Genomic DNA, 17,069 nt, shown 5'->3' on the forward strand with positions numbered 1-17,069 from the left:
GAAAATAAAATAGAAAAGATACATTGTGTTTGTCGATAATAACAGATTTATGTCGAAAGGATTGATTTTTTGAAAAAGTTTGGTTTAGCATGGCAAATTTTAGTCGGATTAATCCTCGGGATTGCTGTAGGTGCAATTTTTTACGGAAACCCTGAGGTGCAAACATATTTACAACCAATAGGTACAATCTTTATACGCTTAATAAAAATGATTGTCATACCAATCGTAGTTTCCAGTCTAATTGTTGGGGTTGCTGGTGTAGGAGATATTAAAAAGCTTGGATCATTAGGCGGCAAAACGATCCTTTATTTTGAAATTATTACGACCATAGCGATTATTATCGGATTAGGTGCAGCTAATCTCTTTCATCCAGGTACCGGCATTGATATGGATCATTTAACCAAGAAAGATATTGGCGGATATATTTCTACCACAGAACAGGTAGAAAGTCATAGCTTTGCAGATACATTTGTTAATATTGTTCCTCAGAATCTATTTGAATCACTTGTAAAAGGCGATATGCTTGCAATTATATTCTTTTCGGTCTTCTTTGGCCTTGGGGTCGCTGCTATTGGGGAAAAAGGGAAACCTGTTCTCGCATTTTTCCAGGGAACGGCTGAGGCGATGTTTTATGTAACAAATCAAATTATGAAATTTGCTCCATTTGGTGTTTTTGCCCTTATCGGAGTTACGGTTTCAACCTTTGGAGTTTCCTCATTAATTCCCTTAAGTAAATTAATTTTTACGGTCTATGGAGCAATGGTCTTCTTTATTCTAGTTGTTTTAGGTTTGATTGCTAAGCTTGTCGGTATTAATATCTTTAACATTATTCGTATTCTAAAAGATGAACTAATCCTTGCTTATTCAACAGCAAGCTCTGAAACAGTACTTCCAAAGATTATGGAAAAAATGGAGCGCTTCGGCTGCCCGAAGGCTATTACCTCCTTCGTCATTCCGACAGGATATTCATTTAACCTTGATGGATCCACCCTTTACCAAGCCTTGGCAGCGATATTTATCGCACAAATGTATGGTATTGATCTTTCCATAAGTCAGCAGATATCACTTATGCTGGTACTTATGGTAACCTCAAAGGGAATCGCCGGTGTTCCAGGTGTTTCGTTCGTTGTTTTATTGGCGACTTTAGGGTCAGTTGGGATTCCACTTGAAGGCTTGGCATTTATCGCTGGTATCGACCGAATTCTAGATATGGCTAGAACAGTTGTAAACGTGGTCGGGAACTCGCTTGCCGCGGTAGTCATGTCAAAATGGGAAAAGCAATTTGATACAGAAAAAGCCGACAACTATATTAAAGAGATTCGTGATGTTAAACCAGTGATGGAATAAAAAAGGGGCTGCTTGGAATCATTTCCAAGCAGCCTTGTTTTTATAGCATTATGCTCGTAATAGCCGCTGTTAATAAGCTTACAAGTGTTGCTCCGTAAAGTAATTTCAGTCCAAACTTTGCTACTTGATTTCCCTTTGCTTCATTTAAGCCCTTAACTGCCCCCGTGATAATTCCAATCGAGGAGAAGTTCGCAAAGGATACAAGAAACACAGAAATAATCCCAACTGTTCTACTTGAAAGAGAGTCCGCGATCTTTGCTAAATCCATCATCGCCACAAACTCATTGGATAATAACTTCGTTGCCATAATCGTACCGGCTTCAACCATATCGACTGCTGGTATACCAACGATAAAGGCAAGTGGTGCAAATATATAACCTAAGACCATCTGGAAGCTAATTCCGAAAATAGCTTCAAAAACTTGGTTAATCATACTAATTAATGCAACGAAACCAATTAACATGGCCCCTACAATAATAGCGACCTTGAATCCATCCATAATATATTCCCCAAGAACCTCAAAGAAAGTTTGTTTTTCCCCTTCTTGAATATCAATAATATCCTCTTCCGGTGGAACCTCGTAGGGATTAATAATATTGGCAACCATAAATCCGCCAAATAAGTTTAACACCAAGGCCGTAATCACATACTTGGGATCAATCATCGTCATATACGCCCCTAATATCGAGGCAGATACCGTAGACATCGCAGACGTACATAAAGTATAAAGGCGGTGCTGAGGGATATATGGAAGCTGCTTTTTTACAGAGATAAACACTTCAGATTGACCGAAAACAGCCGATGCAACCGCATTATAGGACTCCAACTTACCTAAACCATTGACCTTACTTAAAACAATACCAAGATAACGGATGATAATAGGGAGGACCCTAATATGTTGGGCGATCCCAATTAAGACAGAAATAAACACGATAGGTAAAAGGACATTTAAGAAAAATGGTCCTGCCCCCTCATTTGCCATTCCCCCAAAAACAAAGTTAATTCCTTCTGCTGCATAGCTTAGAAGGTGATCGAACAATGTGGAAACAGCTGTAATAATCACAAAACCTACCTCAGTATTAAGCAGCAAAAAAGCAAAGAGCAGCTGCAGTACGAGCATAGTGATAAGCGGTTTAACCTTAATCTTTTTCTTATTGTTACTAGCAATATAGGCTAATAAAAAGATGATAACGATGGCTGCTAGAAAAAGTAAATATTTCAATCCTATTCCTCTCCTGTTCTGGATGTTCTATCAATTATGTAAGGTGATAGAAAATACAATTTATTTCGACAAATAACGACATTTTTATCAAACAACAAAAATGAGTATAATGTTACCGTTTTCTCCTGTCAATTGAATCAGAGATAGTGGTAAAATTCAGGTTTTTCACTTTTTTATTATTCCATCCCGCCTTTTTCTTACTCTTTTGCAAAAAAAAATCCACCTGAAAAGGTGGATGATTAAAATGATGGTCTTTTTATTTTTTTTCCGTTTCAATAACACGTTTCATTGCTTGAATCTGTCCAAGGTGCAAATTCTCGTGAAAAAGAGCAAAATTAACGAGCTCACCAAAGGTCTTCTGACCAAGAAATGGCTCTTTTAACTCCACGCTGAGGCTTTCAACAGGAATTTCCTTCATTCTATTTAATTGGTCTTTTAACTGGCCTACTAAGATAGAAACAGACGGAACATCCCCTTTCCAGTCAGTGGGTTTCGTCCCTCTTGCAAATAGCCCAATATAGTTTGCAGGCAAATGGCTTGTATTTTTCGGAAAGCCAAATACCAAACTCTCGGTTGTTGTTAACACATGCCCTACATGCCAGTGAATGTTGTTGTTAAATCCTGCAGGTTGAACACCAACTAGCCCCTCATCAACAGCAGCCACATTCTTAAGAAAGAAACTTCTTGTTAACTCCATATTATTTAGCAAAAGTTCGCTCATCTCTTTTTCCTCCTCTTTATCTCCCTTTACACTTCTTCATTTTATAACAAATTAACCCACCCATTAAACTATTTTCACTTACATTTCCTCAGGAGCTTCAATCCCTAATAATCTTAAACCTTCCTTTAAAACAATCGTCACAGAATAGACCAGTGCCAAGCGGGCTTGTTGTTCTTCGTTGTCTTCAAGGATTTTAACATCCCCATAATATTTATTAAAGGCTTGTGCGAGGTCCACAATATATTTGGCAATTTGAGAGGGATCAAACTGCTCATATGCCCTTTTAATTGCATTTGTAAATTCAGTAAGCAGACTAACAACCTTCCATTCCTTTTCCCAGGATGGCGACGAGACTGGGGCTGTTACAGCCATCTGCCAGTTCCCTTTTCGTAGAATAGAGCAGGCACGTGCATAGGTATATTGTACATATGGTCCTGTTTCACCTTCAAAACGGAGCATATCTTCTAGTGAAAATTCTATATCATTCATTCTAAAATTCTTTAAGTCATGAAACATGACTGCCCCTACTCCTACCTGTTTTGCCACTGTATTCTTGTTCGTAAGGTTCGGATTTTTTTCCTCAATATTATGTTTTGCCATCGCGATGGATTCATTTAATACTTCCTCTAATAGGACGACCTTCCCTTTTCTTGTTGACATCTTCTTGCCATCTTTAAGCATCATTCCAAATGGAATATGGACCATATTGCTTGCCCATGCGTATCCCATCTTTTCTAACACAGCGATTAACTGTTTAAAATGAAGGCTCTGTTCATTACCAACAACATATAATGACCAATCAAAATCATAGTTCTCTTTACGGTAAAGCGCTGCAGCTAAGTCACGAGTTGCATACAGGGTAGCTCCATCAGATTTTTTTATTAAACATGGAGGCAATCCTTCATCTGTTAGTTCCACCACTTGAGCCTGGTCGGATTCTACCAGCAATTGTTTTTTCTCTAGAAGCTGGACAACATGGTCCATTTTATCATTATAGAAGGCTTCCCCGGCAAAAGAATCAAATTGGACATTCATCAAATCATAAATTCTTGAGAACTCTTTTAAGGACTCATCACGGAACCACTGCCATAGCTTCGCAGCTTCCTCATCACCATCTTCAAGTTTTTTAAACCAGTTTCTTCCCTGTTCCACAAGTGAAGGATCATTTTCTGCTTCATCGTGGAACTTTACATAAAGCGTTAGTAATTCCTTAATAGGGTTCTGTTTAACCTTCTCTGCTTCTCCCCAAAGTTTAAAAGCCGTAATGAGTTTACCAAACTGAGTGCCCCAGTCCCCAATATGGTTAATTCGGATTGGCTTATATCCGCATTTTTCAATAATAAATGCTAAAGAGTTACCAATGACAGTAGAACGCAAATGGCCCATTGAGAACGGCTTGGCGATATTTGGTGATGACAGGTCAATGGTTACAGGTCGGTTATTGCCAATATCTAAAGCACCATACTTCTCCTGCTGCTTAATAATTTCCGCAACCGTATCTTCCGAAACCATTTTTTTATTTAAGAAGATATTGATATAGGCCCCCACCACTTCTACCTTCTCGATAGTTGGTGATTGGATCTTTTCACTTAACTCTTGAGCAATAACTGCGGGTGATTTTCTTTTTACTTTTGCTAATATAAAACAAGGAAAGGCGAAATCACCATGCAGGTGGTTTTTAGGTTTTTCAATTAACATTTCCAGTTCTTTCTCTTGAATTTCATGGTCGAGTGCTTCATATAAAATCTTTGCAAACTCCTGTTTATACTTCATTTTTTAAGACCTCCATTTTTATCTCTTTTGGCTGTGTTAAATTGGGCTGTTGAATGGCGTTCCAATCAACAGGTTCTATAATCAACAGTATTCTGTAGCCATCTCTTTATAAAAACAAAAAACTCCCGTCTCTATGTTGAAGAGACGAGAGTTAACTCGCGGTACCACTCTACTTGTTCTATAAGAACCAGCTTGGCTTGTTAACGGAGAACAACTCCGGTTTGCCCTACTATTTTCAGGCAAACATCTCAAAAGTGCGCTTCATTCTTTGCTTCGTATCAGGCTCCCACCATCCCTGACTCGCTTCGACTTCCCAAAGAACTACTCTCTTTTTCACTGATTTTTTCCGACTTGATTGTTGTTATTATACTGGATAAAAAAGGATTTATCCAGTCGTTGCTGATTATTTTTTAAAATGGGCATCCTACTAATAAAGGAGGGATAGTATGGCCAGAAGAAATAGAAATAAAATTCTCGTCCCTGAAGCAAGGAATGGATTAGACGCATTAAAAGCAAGGGTCGTCCAGGCGCAAAATCCTGAAAACGCCAAATTTGAGGCCGCCGAGGAGGTCGGTGTTCCTTTAAAGAAAGGTTATAACGGTCAGCTCACTTCACAGCAAGCTGGTAAGGTCGGCGGCAGACTAGGCGGAAGCATGGTCCGTGAACTTGTCAAAATGGCACAAGAAAATATGGCTAAAAAAAGGTAAGCAGTGGCCCCCCACTGCTTACCTAACCTTAAGATCCGGTGGATCGATAGTGCCTTACTCCAAATTGCCAGACGAAAATACACGGAAGAATAAAGAGGCTTCCAGCAAGAGGAGTCAGCATATATAGAAGCTCATTCCCCTTTGTTTTTCCAAGAATAAATAAGAGTGGAAGGTAATTTACCGTTCCAAATGGGATGACATAGGTAAAGAATTGAGCTACCCACTTTTGATAAATATTTAATGGGTATTGCGCCATCTCTCTGCCTCCATCTGTAAAGATATTGGCCACTTCTAGACCTTGCACTGTCCAAAAACACATCGTCGCAGCAAGCATATAAATACCTGTAAAAATGAATACCCCGCTCGTAATCATAAAAAACAGAGTGAATACCTTAACGAAGCTCCATTCAATGGGAAGATTATTCAACGCCCAAATTAAAACGATACCACTTTGAAGGAGCCTGCCTATCCGCGTGAATTCAAATTTTGAACCGAGCACCTGAAGAAATGTACTCCGCGGTCTTACAAGGACCCTGTCAAAATCCCCCTTAATGATTAGACTAGAAAAAGTGTCAAAGCCGCGTGCAAAACACTCGCTTAATGAAAAATCCATGTGAATCACAGCAAAACAAAGTGCCACTTCAAAAAAACCCCAGCCTTTTATATGTCCAAACCTTTCAAACAAAAAGTAAAGCCCCGCAAAAACCGAGAAAGGAATAAAAAACTGTCCAATCGATAAAAGCCAAAATGACGTTCGGTATTGCATTTGTGATTTAAATAAAATAAGCAGATACTTAAAATAAAGACTCATCTCCCATTATCCCCCCTGTACGACTACTCTCTTTAATACGCTGTTAAGTGCTAATTTCCCTAACCATAGCAGTCCTAGAAGATAGCCAAGTTGAATAAACACACCTATTAGGGCCTCACTTTGTGCAATATGTCCTGAATATACTCGGAATGGAAAATCAGCTGTCCAACGAAATGGCAGGACATAAGCAATTTTTTGCAGCCACAGCGGCATTAACGGAATCGGAATAATCAAACCTGCAAAGAATTCTCCTAAAACTCCAAATATCAAAAGTGAACCCATTGGAGATAAAGTCACAAATACAGAAATATATAAGAACATTGATATGGCTACTAAGAGAAGTAAGCCTAATAAAAGGGTTATAACAAATAAAATAAAGGTTGTTACATCTGGAGGAAGAGTCATGTTGTAGGGTTTTGGCAAGAAGAAAGCCACTAGTAAAATAGGATAAAAGCGCAATAGTGCACTGGATAACCGCTGTGCTAAAAGTTTGGCATACCAGAAGCCATATAAATCTGTTGGCCGGCAAAGTTCATAGGCAATATTGCCGCTAGTTATGAGATCAAATAATTCATTGTCCCGAAACCAAAGCATAATAAATGCAAGAAAAGCCTGCTGCAGCCAAATATATGTAATTAATTCTTGTAAGGAAATTGGCGGCGTTATGGATGAATGTTCGTAAAAGGCTTGAAAGACCATAATCGAGATAAATCCCCAGAAAAATTGGGTTGCTACTCCAGCTAGTGCAGCAGACCGATACTGCATACCAATTAACACCCTTAGTTTTAGTATCGAAGCATATACCTTCATATTTGGAACTCCTTATAAAGCTGGATGATTACGTCTTCTATTGGCTGTGATTCAATTGTCACATCTAATAGGTCCACCTTTTGGGATAACTCGGTAATAACTTCCGATGTAAGGATTTTTTCTGTATCAATGCTGAGGACAGCATGTTCAGGAGACCAGTGGACGATCGAGGTCCCTGGTATATCAATAGAATTTTTATTTTTACGGTAGTCCACGGTTATCGTTTTATGGGATCCGAAGCGTTTCTTCAATTCCTCAATTTTCCCATCATAGAGCAAACTGCCTTTACCAATTAGAATCACTCGGTTGGCCAAGGCTTCAATATCATTCATATCATGGGTAGTCAGGAGCACTGTTACGCCTTTTTCTTGATTGATGGTCTTGATAAACTGGCGTACGGCTATTTTTGAAACTGCGTCGAGTCCAATCGTCGGTTCATCTAAAAATAGAATCTGAGGATTATGTATAAGTGAAGCAGCAATTTCACAGCGCATTCGTTGGCCCAAACTTAGTTGCCTGACCGGAGAGTTCATTATTTCCTTTAATTCTAATGTTTCTATTAGCAGATTTAACGTAGTTTTATATTCCTGTTCCGGTACGTTGTAAATATCCTTCAATAGCTCAAATGAATCAATCACCGGAACATCCCACCAAAGCTGCGAGCGCTGACCAAAGACGACGCCTATATTTTTCACATAATCCACGCGGTTTTTCCAAGGTGTGTAGCCCATGATACTGCAGTTTCCCCCGTCAGGCACTAATATGCCGCTCATGATTTTAATCGTTGTCGATTTACCAGCACCATTCGGACCAATATAACCAACAATTTCTCCAGGCTCAATACTGAATGTGATATCTTTTAGAGCTTCTACAATCGTATGCTCCCTATAAAAGAGTGCCTTGGTAGCCTGCCTTAATCCGGTGGAACGCTTTGCCACTTTGAAGGATTTAGTAATGCCCTCTAATTTAATCAAATACTTTCCCTCCTTTTTGTCACGGAAGAAAATAGTATCATTCGAGGTTGATAAGTGTCAAGAATTTTCTAAATTGTTTTTTCACCATCCATATGGGCATTTTGTGCAATACTGAATATCATGGTGAAGAGGTGAGCTTCCTTTGACAAACACATATGTTGATAATAACCTACAGTGCATTGCTTCCCTTCAACGTGATTTAAATCTAGTGACTGCCTTCTTATTGTTAACCGGGCAAATTACCGTAGTTGGATTATTTATAACATCAGGAGGATTTCGTGTTTCATTAAGCGGGCCGATACTGGGCGGAGAACGAATCATAGGAAAATACGAAAGTAAATTTTCAAATGCAGTTATTGATATCATTGATGTTGTACTTGCAATCTTATTAATTACCGATCAAATTAGGTTAACTGGTGCCGTAATCGGCCCTAGCCGATTTTCAGTAAATGTAAGCGGCCCAATCTTTGGTGTCCCTTTATATCAGCCTACGCTTCCAGTATTAAAACAAGACTATCACTTTTTTCAGCAGATTGTATCAAAACATTTTAATATTGACCGCAGTATTTTTAAAAATATTGGGAAGGAATGATTACAATGGCTTTAAATCAATTACCCACCATTAGATTATCTGACAATAGCGTGTTTCTCATTGCTATTTCAATTGCTGCTTTTATCTTTTTCTTTACGCGTGTAGAACGGATCGACGGAGAAACTTCTATTTAGGTGTTCATTTTTAAAAAAGGTCTATGGATTTAACTGGGTTTGAAAAATAAACGGCAAAATTCCGTTTAAATCGGGAAATATCCATATTTCCTTAAAAATAAAGGAAGTTTTTCCGTTTATATGATCCAAATCGGTGAATTCTGTCTTATGTAGAGCAGTTAATCGGAATATCTCCGCTTAAATCTGCTTCTTAAGCTTCCTCTATATACTTAGCCGGAAATTCTCCCCTTATCAAAAGTGAAGCAGAGCCTAAACATAAAGAGAGGTTGCGAACAACCTCTTTTTCGTGGTTAATTGGAATGGTGTTTATTTTTTTCCAATGCAGACTTGACGGCCGTTTCAATTTCGATATAGCTTGTGCAGCGGCAAATATTCGATTCAAGCCACTCTTTAATCGTCGAATCATCCGCATCCGGTTTCTTGAGAATAAGGGAATGACAATTCATGATAAACCCAGGTGTGCAATATCCGCATTGAAAAGCAAAATGTTCAACAAATGCCTGTTGGATCAGGGTATTACCTAATCCTTCAATCGTTTTAATTTGCTTTCCCTGCCCTTCTACCGCCATCATTAAACAAGACTTCATTGGCCAGCCATCGACATTAATCGTGCAAGCTCCGCAATCCCCATTCAAACACCCCGGTTTTGCCCCTGTTAATCCAAGCTTCTCCCTAATCGTATATAAGAGTGTGTCTCCAGTTCTAACAGTAACCGTGCGCACTTGATCATTAATGTTTAAAGCAATCGTGTGTAGTTTCACAAAAATCACTTCCTTCCCTTAGTCGAATGCCCCTAAAACATCCTCAAGCAAATTTTGCAAAACGAACAGCCTGTATTCTGAAGAACCTTCAACATCATTAAGAATGGGGCTGGGCACCTCGGCTAATGCACTTTGAATCCGCGCCTTTACGGATAATTCATGGTTATTTAATGCAGCCTCCATCTTCTTTGATCGAAACGGAAACGGGCAAAGGCCGCTGAGCGCCGTCCGTACCTCTCCATCTATTTTTAATGCGGCAACTGTTATTAATGGGTACCCTGTTTCCCACTGCTGCCGGCGTTTAATGCTGATAAAAGGGGCATGGATATATCGATCATCTGTGGCAACTTGGATAAGAAACTCACCTTTTTTCAATTTCAGCTGCTTATTGAAAATCTCATTAATTGGTTTTACTGTTACACCTTCCGGCCCAACAATCACTACTTGACTGTCGGCTAATAAAAACGGCAGTACTGCCTCCCGATAGAATATTTGCCCGCAGATATTACCGCCGAGGGTTATTTTTCCGCGAGCGGTATGGTCTGCTATGTTACTTGATGTATTGGTCAGTAATGGAAACAAATTCGCTTCTTCAATTTTCGTGAGTGTTAAATTAGCTCCTAATACCAGATAACCCTGTTCAAACTGCATAACGTTTCCTTCTACAATGTCTTTTAGATCAATGGCTGCTTCTGTAAAGGCAAGATTAATCCTTCCGAGAGTAAGTAATTCGGTTGCACCCGAAATATACATTGGTTTTTTTCCATTTCGGTCAGCATTTTGAAAAAGCCCAACTGCTTCCTGCAGCGTTTTTGGCCGATAATAGTCAAAATCAAATGACAGCATTATACTTTCCCCGCCTTTGTCTTCCAAATTAACTCTGGGGTTAAAGGAAGGTGGTGTAATGAGACATTTGCCGCCAAAGAAAGGGCGTTCCCGAGCGCACCAGGCATTCCGAGAAGACCATGCTCACCAACCCCGCGGGCCCCGTACGCAGCCTGCAAATCAGGGGTATAAACAAAATCAACAAGATATTCAGGATTTTCGCCGTAACGGAGCGGACGATACGTACGTAGCTGCGGGTTCAGGACCTGGCCAAGCTCATCATAGTAAAAGGTTTCTCTTCCCGCAAAGGATAGCCCCATACTCATTGCTCCCATCACCTGCCCTAATGCCGCTTTTTCGTTTAATACAATTCCTATATCAATGACCGAAGCTGCTCTAATTAATCGATAGGTTAAATCACGGCGGTCAAATTCCACTTCAACACCATAAGCGGCTACCGTCCATTCCGGTCCTGGATTTCCTTCTCCTGTCTCGGGATCCAGATAGGTAAGGTGACGGAGGATAAAATTTCCCCTTCCGATAATTTGGCCGCCAATCGAGTTACCATTTGGATATTGATAGCCGTAGCAAATCTCCTTAAAATCAACACCTATCCGAGGATTGTCTTTTATAAAAACCCTGCTGTTTGCTACCTCTAAATCTTCAGTTGGTGCCCTCAAGACAATAGAGGCAATATTCTTTAATTGGGCAATGACATCGTCTGCCGCCTCTAATAATGCCCTTCCTGCCATATAGATTCCTCTGCTTGCGACCGTCTTCCAATGCTCCGGTGTAGTTTCGGTATCCACTTTCATTCGCACGTGGATTTTTTCTACATTCATCTTCATTTTTTCAGCAAGTATCTGAGCTAATACAGTTTTCGTCCCAGTTCCAATTTCCACAACACCAGACATTAAATTAATGCTTCCATCGCGGTTAAATGTCAGGATTACACCAGAAGGAGCGTTAGGATCAATTGTTGATGTTTTCCAACTGCAGCTAATCCCCTTAACCCTTACTAGTCTCTCATTAATCTCCTTAACCTGCCCCTCCTCCCAACGGATTAATTTTCTTAATTTCTCAATACATTCTTGTAAATTCCCCACGTTACTTTGATTAAGCAGGACTCTTGTTGGAGTGGTATGACCTGGTTTAATTGCATTTCGGTAGCGCAATTCCAGCGGATCTATTTGCAGCTTCTTTGCCAATAAATCTACTGTTCTCTCAATAGCAAAAGAGAGTTCGGAATGACTAAAACCGCGAAAAGGGGTTGCATATGTATGATTGGTGTACATGCCATAAGAATCACACCATACATTGTCCACCTTATAAGGACCAGTACAGTCAACTGCCCCTGCTCGCGTCAGGTCAATCAATTTATCAGAGTAGGCGCCGCCATCCCATAAAAATTGAATTTTCATTGCTTTAATTATGCCATTGGGGTCCGCACCAATTTTGACCTTTGCGTCCAGGCCAATATGACAAGGTGACATGATTATGTCTTGTTCTCGTTCATTGAAAATTTCTACTGGCAGTCCTCCGACTGCCTTTGAGCCTAAATAAGCGAGTAGCTCCAGCTGGACAGCAGCCTTTCCCCCGTAAGCACCACCTACGAGTGGTGTGTCGACTACAATCTTTCCAAGATCTTCATTGAAATAACTAGCAATTAATTGTTTTACCATAAAGGGTGCCTGTGATGACGTCATAATCTTAATTGTCCCGTCCGGCCTAATCTCTGCGATGGAACTTCTCGTCTCCATTGCTGCATGATCGGATGGAGAAAACGAATATTCCGCCTCTACAGTAACCGAGCTTTCCGCCAAGCCTTTTTCCACGTTGCCTTTGCGTATTTTTACATGATGAGCTATATTCGTTCCAGGAACGGGGTAGACATCTTTTTCCTTTTTATACTCACCTAAGCGCTCATGCACTAACGGAGCATTGTTTTGAAAGGCCTGTGTCGGCGTATGAACAACAGGCAGTAACTCATACTGAATGTTAATCAGGCTGGCAGCAAGATCTCCTTGGGCCGGTGTATCGGCAACCACAAGTACAACAGCCTCCCCATGATACCGTACCTTATCGGTCGCTAATGGGGGGCGATCCCGCATTGATTCACCTGTGAGCGGGATATTTTCCCCTGTTAAGATAGCACGTACACCAGTGACTTTTCTTGCATTACTCGTATCAATACTAGTGATTCTTGCATGGGCATAAGGACTGAGCACCACCCTTCCGGAAAGCTTTCTTGTGGTGTGGTAATCGTGTGTATAAAGTGCACGGCCTGTCACTTTTTCCTGTGCCTCTTTACGAATAACGCTTTTCCCGATAACCTCCATATTCATCCCTACAATCCTTTTTTATTTGTTCAAATAGGAATTTTACCAACTCATTACCTATGTATATTCAGCGCCTTTTTAGATTATTGATGGTTTATGTTTCATTGAGAATTGGACAAAACAAAAAGACTAGATCCACGATTGGATCCAGCCCGTATTTTGATTTATTTTTGATTAAATGTACGGTACCAATTTTGGCTGGTGTTACATCGTTGTACATTTTTTGCGTTAAAATGATTTGTATATTTGTAGATATTTCGTCACAACCAAGTTATAAGATTTTCTATATGATTAGGTAGAAAGGATGTGGATTATGTTCTTAAAATCTAGAACTGAATCAGACTTATTAAAGCTATTAGGATTTTTAAACAACCGAAGGAGCTTAACGGAAGACGACCTGAAGCAGTATTTATATTTGAAGAAAGGATACGAAGGAGAATTGGCCTTTGACCGGTTAACGGCTGCAACCCTTAATAGTGACGTATATATTTTAAACGATATCATGCTCGAAATAAATCATTCAAAATTTCAAATTGATTCCTCCCTGATTATACAAGACACCATTTTCCCTTGTGAAATAAAAAATTTTGAAGGTAATTATTTTTACAATGATGGTGAGTTTCACTTTTCTGGCTCAAAAAGTCTAATCACAAATCCATTGCACCAAGTAAAGAGAGCCGAAACTTTACTCCAACAATACCTCAAAAAAAATGGATTCCATTTCCGAATTGTTCCCTATCTAGTTTTTATCAATCCTAAATTCTTCTTATATCAAGCTCCTCAGAATGATTCAATTATTTTTCCTCCACAGCTGAGCTCCTTTATAGAAAAACTAAACTCAAAGCCATCCAACTTAAATGGGATGCAGCGAAAACTAGCTGACAAAATGATAGCGGATCACATCATTGAATCTCCCTATCCCAAATTGCCTCTCTATGAATACCATTCACTGCGAAAAGGGTTTACTTGTGCTATCTGTAATTCCTTTCAAATTGCATGTGGCTAGAGGAAAGTTACATGTAAAGATTGCGGTTTTGAAGAGGAGGTTGAATCAGCTGTTGTCCGGAGTGTGGAAGAATTAATCCTACTTTTTCCAAGTCTAAAAATCACTACTAATATTATTCATGACTGGTGCGGGGTGGTGGAGTCTAGAAAGACGAGCCGAAAGTTCTTAACTAAGAATTATAAATTAATGGGACATGGGAAGTATTCATATTTTGAGGTCTTATTGAAGGAATGAGGATCTCTGTGTATTCTAGTAGATCTACAGGATCCATGGTTACCACTTTTTTGATTTTTCTTGGATTTCGGTCATCATGACTGCTTCATGGTTACCACTTTTTTGATTCTTCTTTGACTTCGGTCATCATGACTGCTTCATGGTTACCACTTTTTTGATTTTTCCTTGATTTCGGTCATCATGACTGTTTCATAGTTACCACTTTCTCGGTTTTTCTTGGATTTCGGTCATCATGACCACTTCATGGTTACCACATTTTTAAATTTCTTGGATTTCGGTCATCATGACCGCTTCATGTTTACCACTTTCGGTTTTTCTTTGATTTCGGTCATCATGACCACTTCATGGTTACCACTTTTTTGATTTTCCCTTTATTTCGGTCATCATGACTGTTTCATGGTTACCACTTTCTCGGTTTTTCTTGTATTTCGGTCATCATGACCACTTCATGGTTACCACTTTTTTGATTTTCCCTTGATTTCGGTCATCATGACTGTTTCATGGTTACCACTTTCTCGGTTTTTCTTGTATTTCGGTCATCATGACCACTTCATGGTTACCACTTTTTTGATTTTCCCTTGATTTCGGTCATCATGACTGTTTCATGGTTACCACTTTCTCGGTTTTTCTTGGATTTCGGTCATCATGACCACTTCATGGTTACCACATTTTTAAATTTTCTTGGATTTCGGTCATCATGACCGCTTCATGGTTACCACCTTTTTGAAATTCCCATTAAAATTGGTCATCATGAGCACTTTATGATAACGACTTTTCGATTTCAATCATCATATAGGTTATTAATATAATCACAATAAAAGGACGCCCCAAAGTTAACTTTGGGGCATCCTCAATTATTAATCAACATAGGAACCATTATAATAATCATCCGTTTAGCATAGTCCCCAAGGACGATTCTGAAGTTAAAGCCAGCCCCAACCAGCTTTCTTAATGGAACCATTGTAAGGGAACCATAACGATGGATGGAAAGAGAGTTAAGATGATTAGAATAATAATTTCTGCAATTAAAAATGGCCAAACGCCCTTCATGATATCATCCATACCAATTTTCCCTACCCCTGCCGCAACATTAAGAACTGTTCCAACAGGTGGTGTTAAAAGACCGATACAGTTATTCAATACGAATAATAACCCAAAAAATACTGGATCAATTCCTGCTTGTGTGACCACAGGCATAAGTACCGGTGTAAGAATTAATATAGTTGGTGTTACATCCATCGCCGTTCCAACAATAAGGACAATTAAATTGATGATGATGAGCAGCGAAAGTTGATGATCCATAAACGGCTCTAGCAATGTGATAAGTTGGCCAGGTATATTGGCCACTGTGATTAACCAACTGGATACCATCGCTGCCGCAGCTAAAAGCATGACAATACTAGTTGTTTTGGCTGCAACCACTAATACCTCATAAAGTTTTTTAAACTTTAATTCCCGATAGATGACCAATCCAACAAACAAAGCATAAAAAGCAGCAACAGCAGCCGCTTCGGTCGGTGTGAAAATACCACCCCGTAATCCGCCGATAATAATGAGCGGCATAAGTAATGCCCAAAAGGCAGAGCGTGTGGCTTGCCATTTCTCCTTAGCTGTCTTACGCGGCTGGGCAACTGTCTTATCTTTTCTAACTACAATTGTCCATGTTATGGTTAATGATATCGCAAGCAACAAGCCGGGAACGATGCCAGCCATAAATAACTTAGAAATAGAAACTCCTGCTGTCACCCCAAATACAATCATCGGAATACTAGGAGGAATGATTGGTGCAATAATTCCTCCTGCCGCAATTAGCCCTGCCGAACGGTTCCTATTGTACCCTGCACTTACCATCATCGGAATAAGAATGGCACCAAGCGCTGCTGTATCCGCTACAGCTGAACCGGATAATCCGGCAAACAAAACACTCGCAAGAATCGCTACGTACCCTAACCCACCACGAATATGGCCCACATAGGCCATCGCAAAGCTAATGATACGTTTGGATATTCCTCCTGCGTTCATTAACTCTCCAGCAAGAATAAAGAAGGGAATTGCCATAAGCGGAAAATTATCTGCACCATCAATTAAGTTGGCTGCTAAAATTTGCGTATCAAAATTACCCAAAAACAACATGAGAATAATGCCGCTGAGTAAAAGTGCAAAAGCAATGGGAACGCCAAACGCCATTACACCTAGAAGTGAACCTACAAAAACGGCCAATGTCATGGCGTCTTCACTCCCTTTCCATTATTCGTATGTTCAAGCTCAATTTGTTCGACAAGTTCCTCCGAGTCGGTAGTCATGATAAATTCATTTTCACTCATTTTGTTAAAGAAAACCCGAAATAGTCTTAGAATAATTATAAGGCCCATGCATACACTCATAACCATACCAATCATATAAATATAGGCATAAGACATACCTGTAGCAGGTGCTGACTGGTCTATATTCATTACGGTCAACTTCCAACTTCCGTCGAATACAAGAATCAGCGTGATGAGCATAAGTAAATTACTAATTATATACATAATCTTTTTCCCTTTTAATGGAAGCTTCTTTACAATCGAGTCGACTCCTAAATGCTCATTATCCTTCAATGCAAGAATGGCACCTAAGAAAATTAACCAGATAAATAAAAACCGTGATACTTCTTCAGACCATGTAATTCCTGAATTAAAGGCGTAGCGCAATACAACATTTCCAAATACAAAGATCGCCATAAGTGAGAGAAATAGTGCGATGATAAATTTTAAGAAGGAATTAACCTTTTGGATCAATACTTCCACTAAACACATCCCCTTACAAAAAAGTAG

At 39.6% G+C, this 17,069-nt stretch carries 15 protein-coding genes and 1 other annotated feature; of the genes, 4 read left to right on the forward strand and 11 right to left on the reverse strand.

Going from position 1 to position 17,069, the window contains the following annotated elements:
- Positions 1-69 precede the first annotated feature (69 nt).
- Positions 70-1,347 carry a glutamate/aspartate:proton symporter GltP gene (gene gltP / locus ACN6MT_RS02805; RefSeq protein ID WP_419954725.1) on the forward strand — a complete coding sequence of 426 codons (1,278 nt, stop codon included), beginning with the start codon at positions 70-72 and terminating at the stop codon, positions 1,345-1,347.
- A 40-nt stretch (positions 1,348-1,387) separates the two neighbouring features.
- Here gltP and ACN6MT_RS02810 read toward each other — a convergent pair whose 3' ends face one another.
- The 3 genes from ACN6MT_RS02810 to argS all read right to left on the reverse strand — a co-directional run bounded on the left by ACN6MT_RS02810 (position 1,388) and on the right by argS (position 5,063).
- On the reverse strand, positions 1,388-2,569 hold the full coding sequence (locus ACN6MT_RS02810) for a NupC/NupG family nucleoside CNT transporter (RefSeq protein ID WP_419954726.1): 1,182 nt from the start codon (positions 2,567-2,569) through the stop codon (positions 1,388-1,390).
- A gap of 256 nt (positions 2,570-2,825) precedes the next feature.
- Complete coding sequence (locus ACN6MT_RS02815; RefSeq protein ID WP_419954727.1) at positions 2,826-3,290, reverse strand: DinB family protein; 465 nt, start codon at positions 3,288-3,290, stop codon at positions 2,826-2,828.
- A 78-nt stretch (positions 3,291-3,368) separates the two neighbouring features.
- Complete coding sequence (gene argS / locus ACN6MT_RS02820; protein ID WP_419954728.1) at positions 3,369-5,063, reverse strand: arginine--tRNA ligase; 1,695 nt, start codon at positions 5,061-5,063, stop codon at positions 3,369-3,371.
- Positions 5,064-5,200: 137 nt separating this feature from the next.
- Positions 5,201-5,409: a binding site (T-box leader), on the reverse strand.
- 100 nt (positions 5,410-5,509) lie between these two features.
- Here argS and ACN6MT_RS02825 point away from each other — a divergent pair.
- On the forward strand, positions 5,510-5,770 hold the full coding sequence (locus tag ACN6MT_RS02825; protein ID WP_034673335.1) for an alpha/beta-type small acid-soluble spore protein: 261 nt from the start codon (positions 5,510-5,512) through the stop codon (positions 5,768-5,770).
- Between the two features lie 28 nt (positions 5,771-5,798).
- Here the strand turns inward: ACN6MT_RS02825 and ACN6MT_RS02830 are convergent, their stop codons facing one another.
- Genes ACN6MT_RS02830 through ACN6MT_RS02840 form a run of 3 tightly spaced genes read right to left on the reverse strand, consistent with a single transcriptional unit; the run spans position 5,799 to position 8,365 of the window.
- A complete protein-coding gene (locus tag ACN6MT_RS02830; RefSeq protein ID WP_419954729.1) occupies positions 5,799-6,581 on the reverse strand; it encodes an ABC transporter permease in 783 nt (260 codons plus the stop codon).
- 6 nt (positions 6,582-6,587) lie between these two features.
- Positions 6,588-7,391: an ABC transporter permease gene (locus ACN6MT_RS02835; RefSeq protein ID WP_419954730.1), complete on the reverse strand. Its 804-nt coding sequence runs from the start codon at positions 7,389-7,391 to the stop codon at positions 6,588-6,590.
- On the reverse strand, positions 7,388-8,365 hold the full coding sequence (locus ACN6MT_RS02840; protein WP_419954731.1) for an ABC transporter ATP-binding protein: 978 nt from the start codon (positions 8,363-8,365) through the stop codon (positions 7,388-7,390). Before ACN6MT_RS02840 ends, ACN6MT_RS02835 begins: the two co-directional genes overlap by 4 nt.
- Before the next feature lie 142 nt (positions 8,366-8,507).
- Here ACN6MT_RS02840 and ACN6MT_RS02845 point away from each other — a divergent pair, with 142 nt between their 5' ends.
- Positions 8,508-8,957: a hypothetical protein gene (locus tag ACN6MT_RS02845; protein WP_419954732.1), complete on the forward strand. Its 450-nt coding sequence runs from the start codon at positions 8,508-8,510 to the stop codon at positions 8,955-8,957.
- A 424-nt stretch (positions 8,958-9,381) separates the two neighbouring features.
- Here ACN6MT_RS02845 and ACN6MT_RS02850 read toward each other — a convergent pair whose 3' ends face one another.
- Genes ACN6MT_RS02850 through ACN6MT_RS02860 form a run of 3 tightly spaced genes read right to left on the reverse strand, consistent with a single transcriptional unit; the run spans position 9,382 to position 13,016 of the window.
- Positions 9,382-9,852, reverse strand: a complete 471-nt coding sequence (locus ACN6MT_RS02850) for a (2Fe-2S)-binding protein (RefSeq protein WP_419954733.1) — start codon at positions 9,850-9,852, stop codon at positions 9,382-9,384.
- 18 nt (positions 9,853-9,870) lie between these two features.
- On the reverse strand, positions 9,871-10,698 hold the full coding sequence (locus ACN6MT_RS02855; RefSeq protein ID WP_419954734.1) for an FAD binding domain-containing protein: 828 nt from the start codon (positions 10,696-10,698) through the stop codon (positions 9,871-9,873).
- Entirely contained in the window at positions 10,698-13,016 is a 2,319-nt protein-coding gene (locus tag ACN6MT_RS02860) for a xanthine dehydrogenase family protein molybdopterin-binding subunit (RefSeq protein ID WP_419956368.1), read from the reverse strand. Before ACN6MT_RS02860 ends, ACN6MT_RS02855 begins: the two co-directional genes overlap by 1 nt.
- Before the next feature lie 313 nt (positions 13,017-13,329).
- Here ACN6MT_RS02860 and ACN6MT_RS02865 point away from each other — a divergent pair, with 313 nt between their 5' ends.
- Complete coding sequence (locus tag ACN6MT_RS02865) at positions 13,330-14,022, forward strand: nuclease-related domain-containing protein (protein WP_419954735.1); 693 nt, start codon at positions 13,330-13,332, stop codon at positions 14,020-14,022.
- Positions 14,023-15,204: 1,182 nt separating this feature from the next.
- Here ACN6MT_RS02865 and ACN6MT_RS02870 read toward each other — a convergent pair.
- Both ACN6MT_RS02870 and ACN6MT_RS02875 read right to left on the reverse strand, forming a co-directional pair.
- Positions 15,205-16,482, reverse strand: coding sequence for a TRAP transporter large permease subunit (locus ACN6MT_RS02870; RefSeq protein ID WP_419954736.1), 1,278 nt, complete (start codon positions 16,480-16,482; stop codon positions 15,205-15,207).
- Complete coding sequence (locus ACN6MT_RS02875; protein WP_419954737.1) at positions 16,479-17,042, reverse strand: TRAP transporter small permease; 564 nt, start codon at positions 17,040-17,042, stop codon at positions 16,479-16,481. The genes ACN6MT_RS02870 and ACN6MT_RS02875 overlap by 4 nt, the downstream gene beginning before the upstream one ends.
- Positions 17,043-17,069 lie beyond the last annotated feature (27 nt).

This window comes from Neobacillus niacini, from assembly GCF_048572935.1.
Classification (GTDB): Bacteria; Bacillota; Bacilli; order Bacillales; family Cytobacillaceae; genus Neobacillus; species Neobacillus niacini.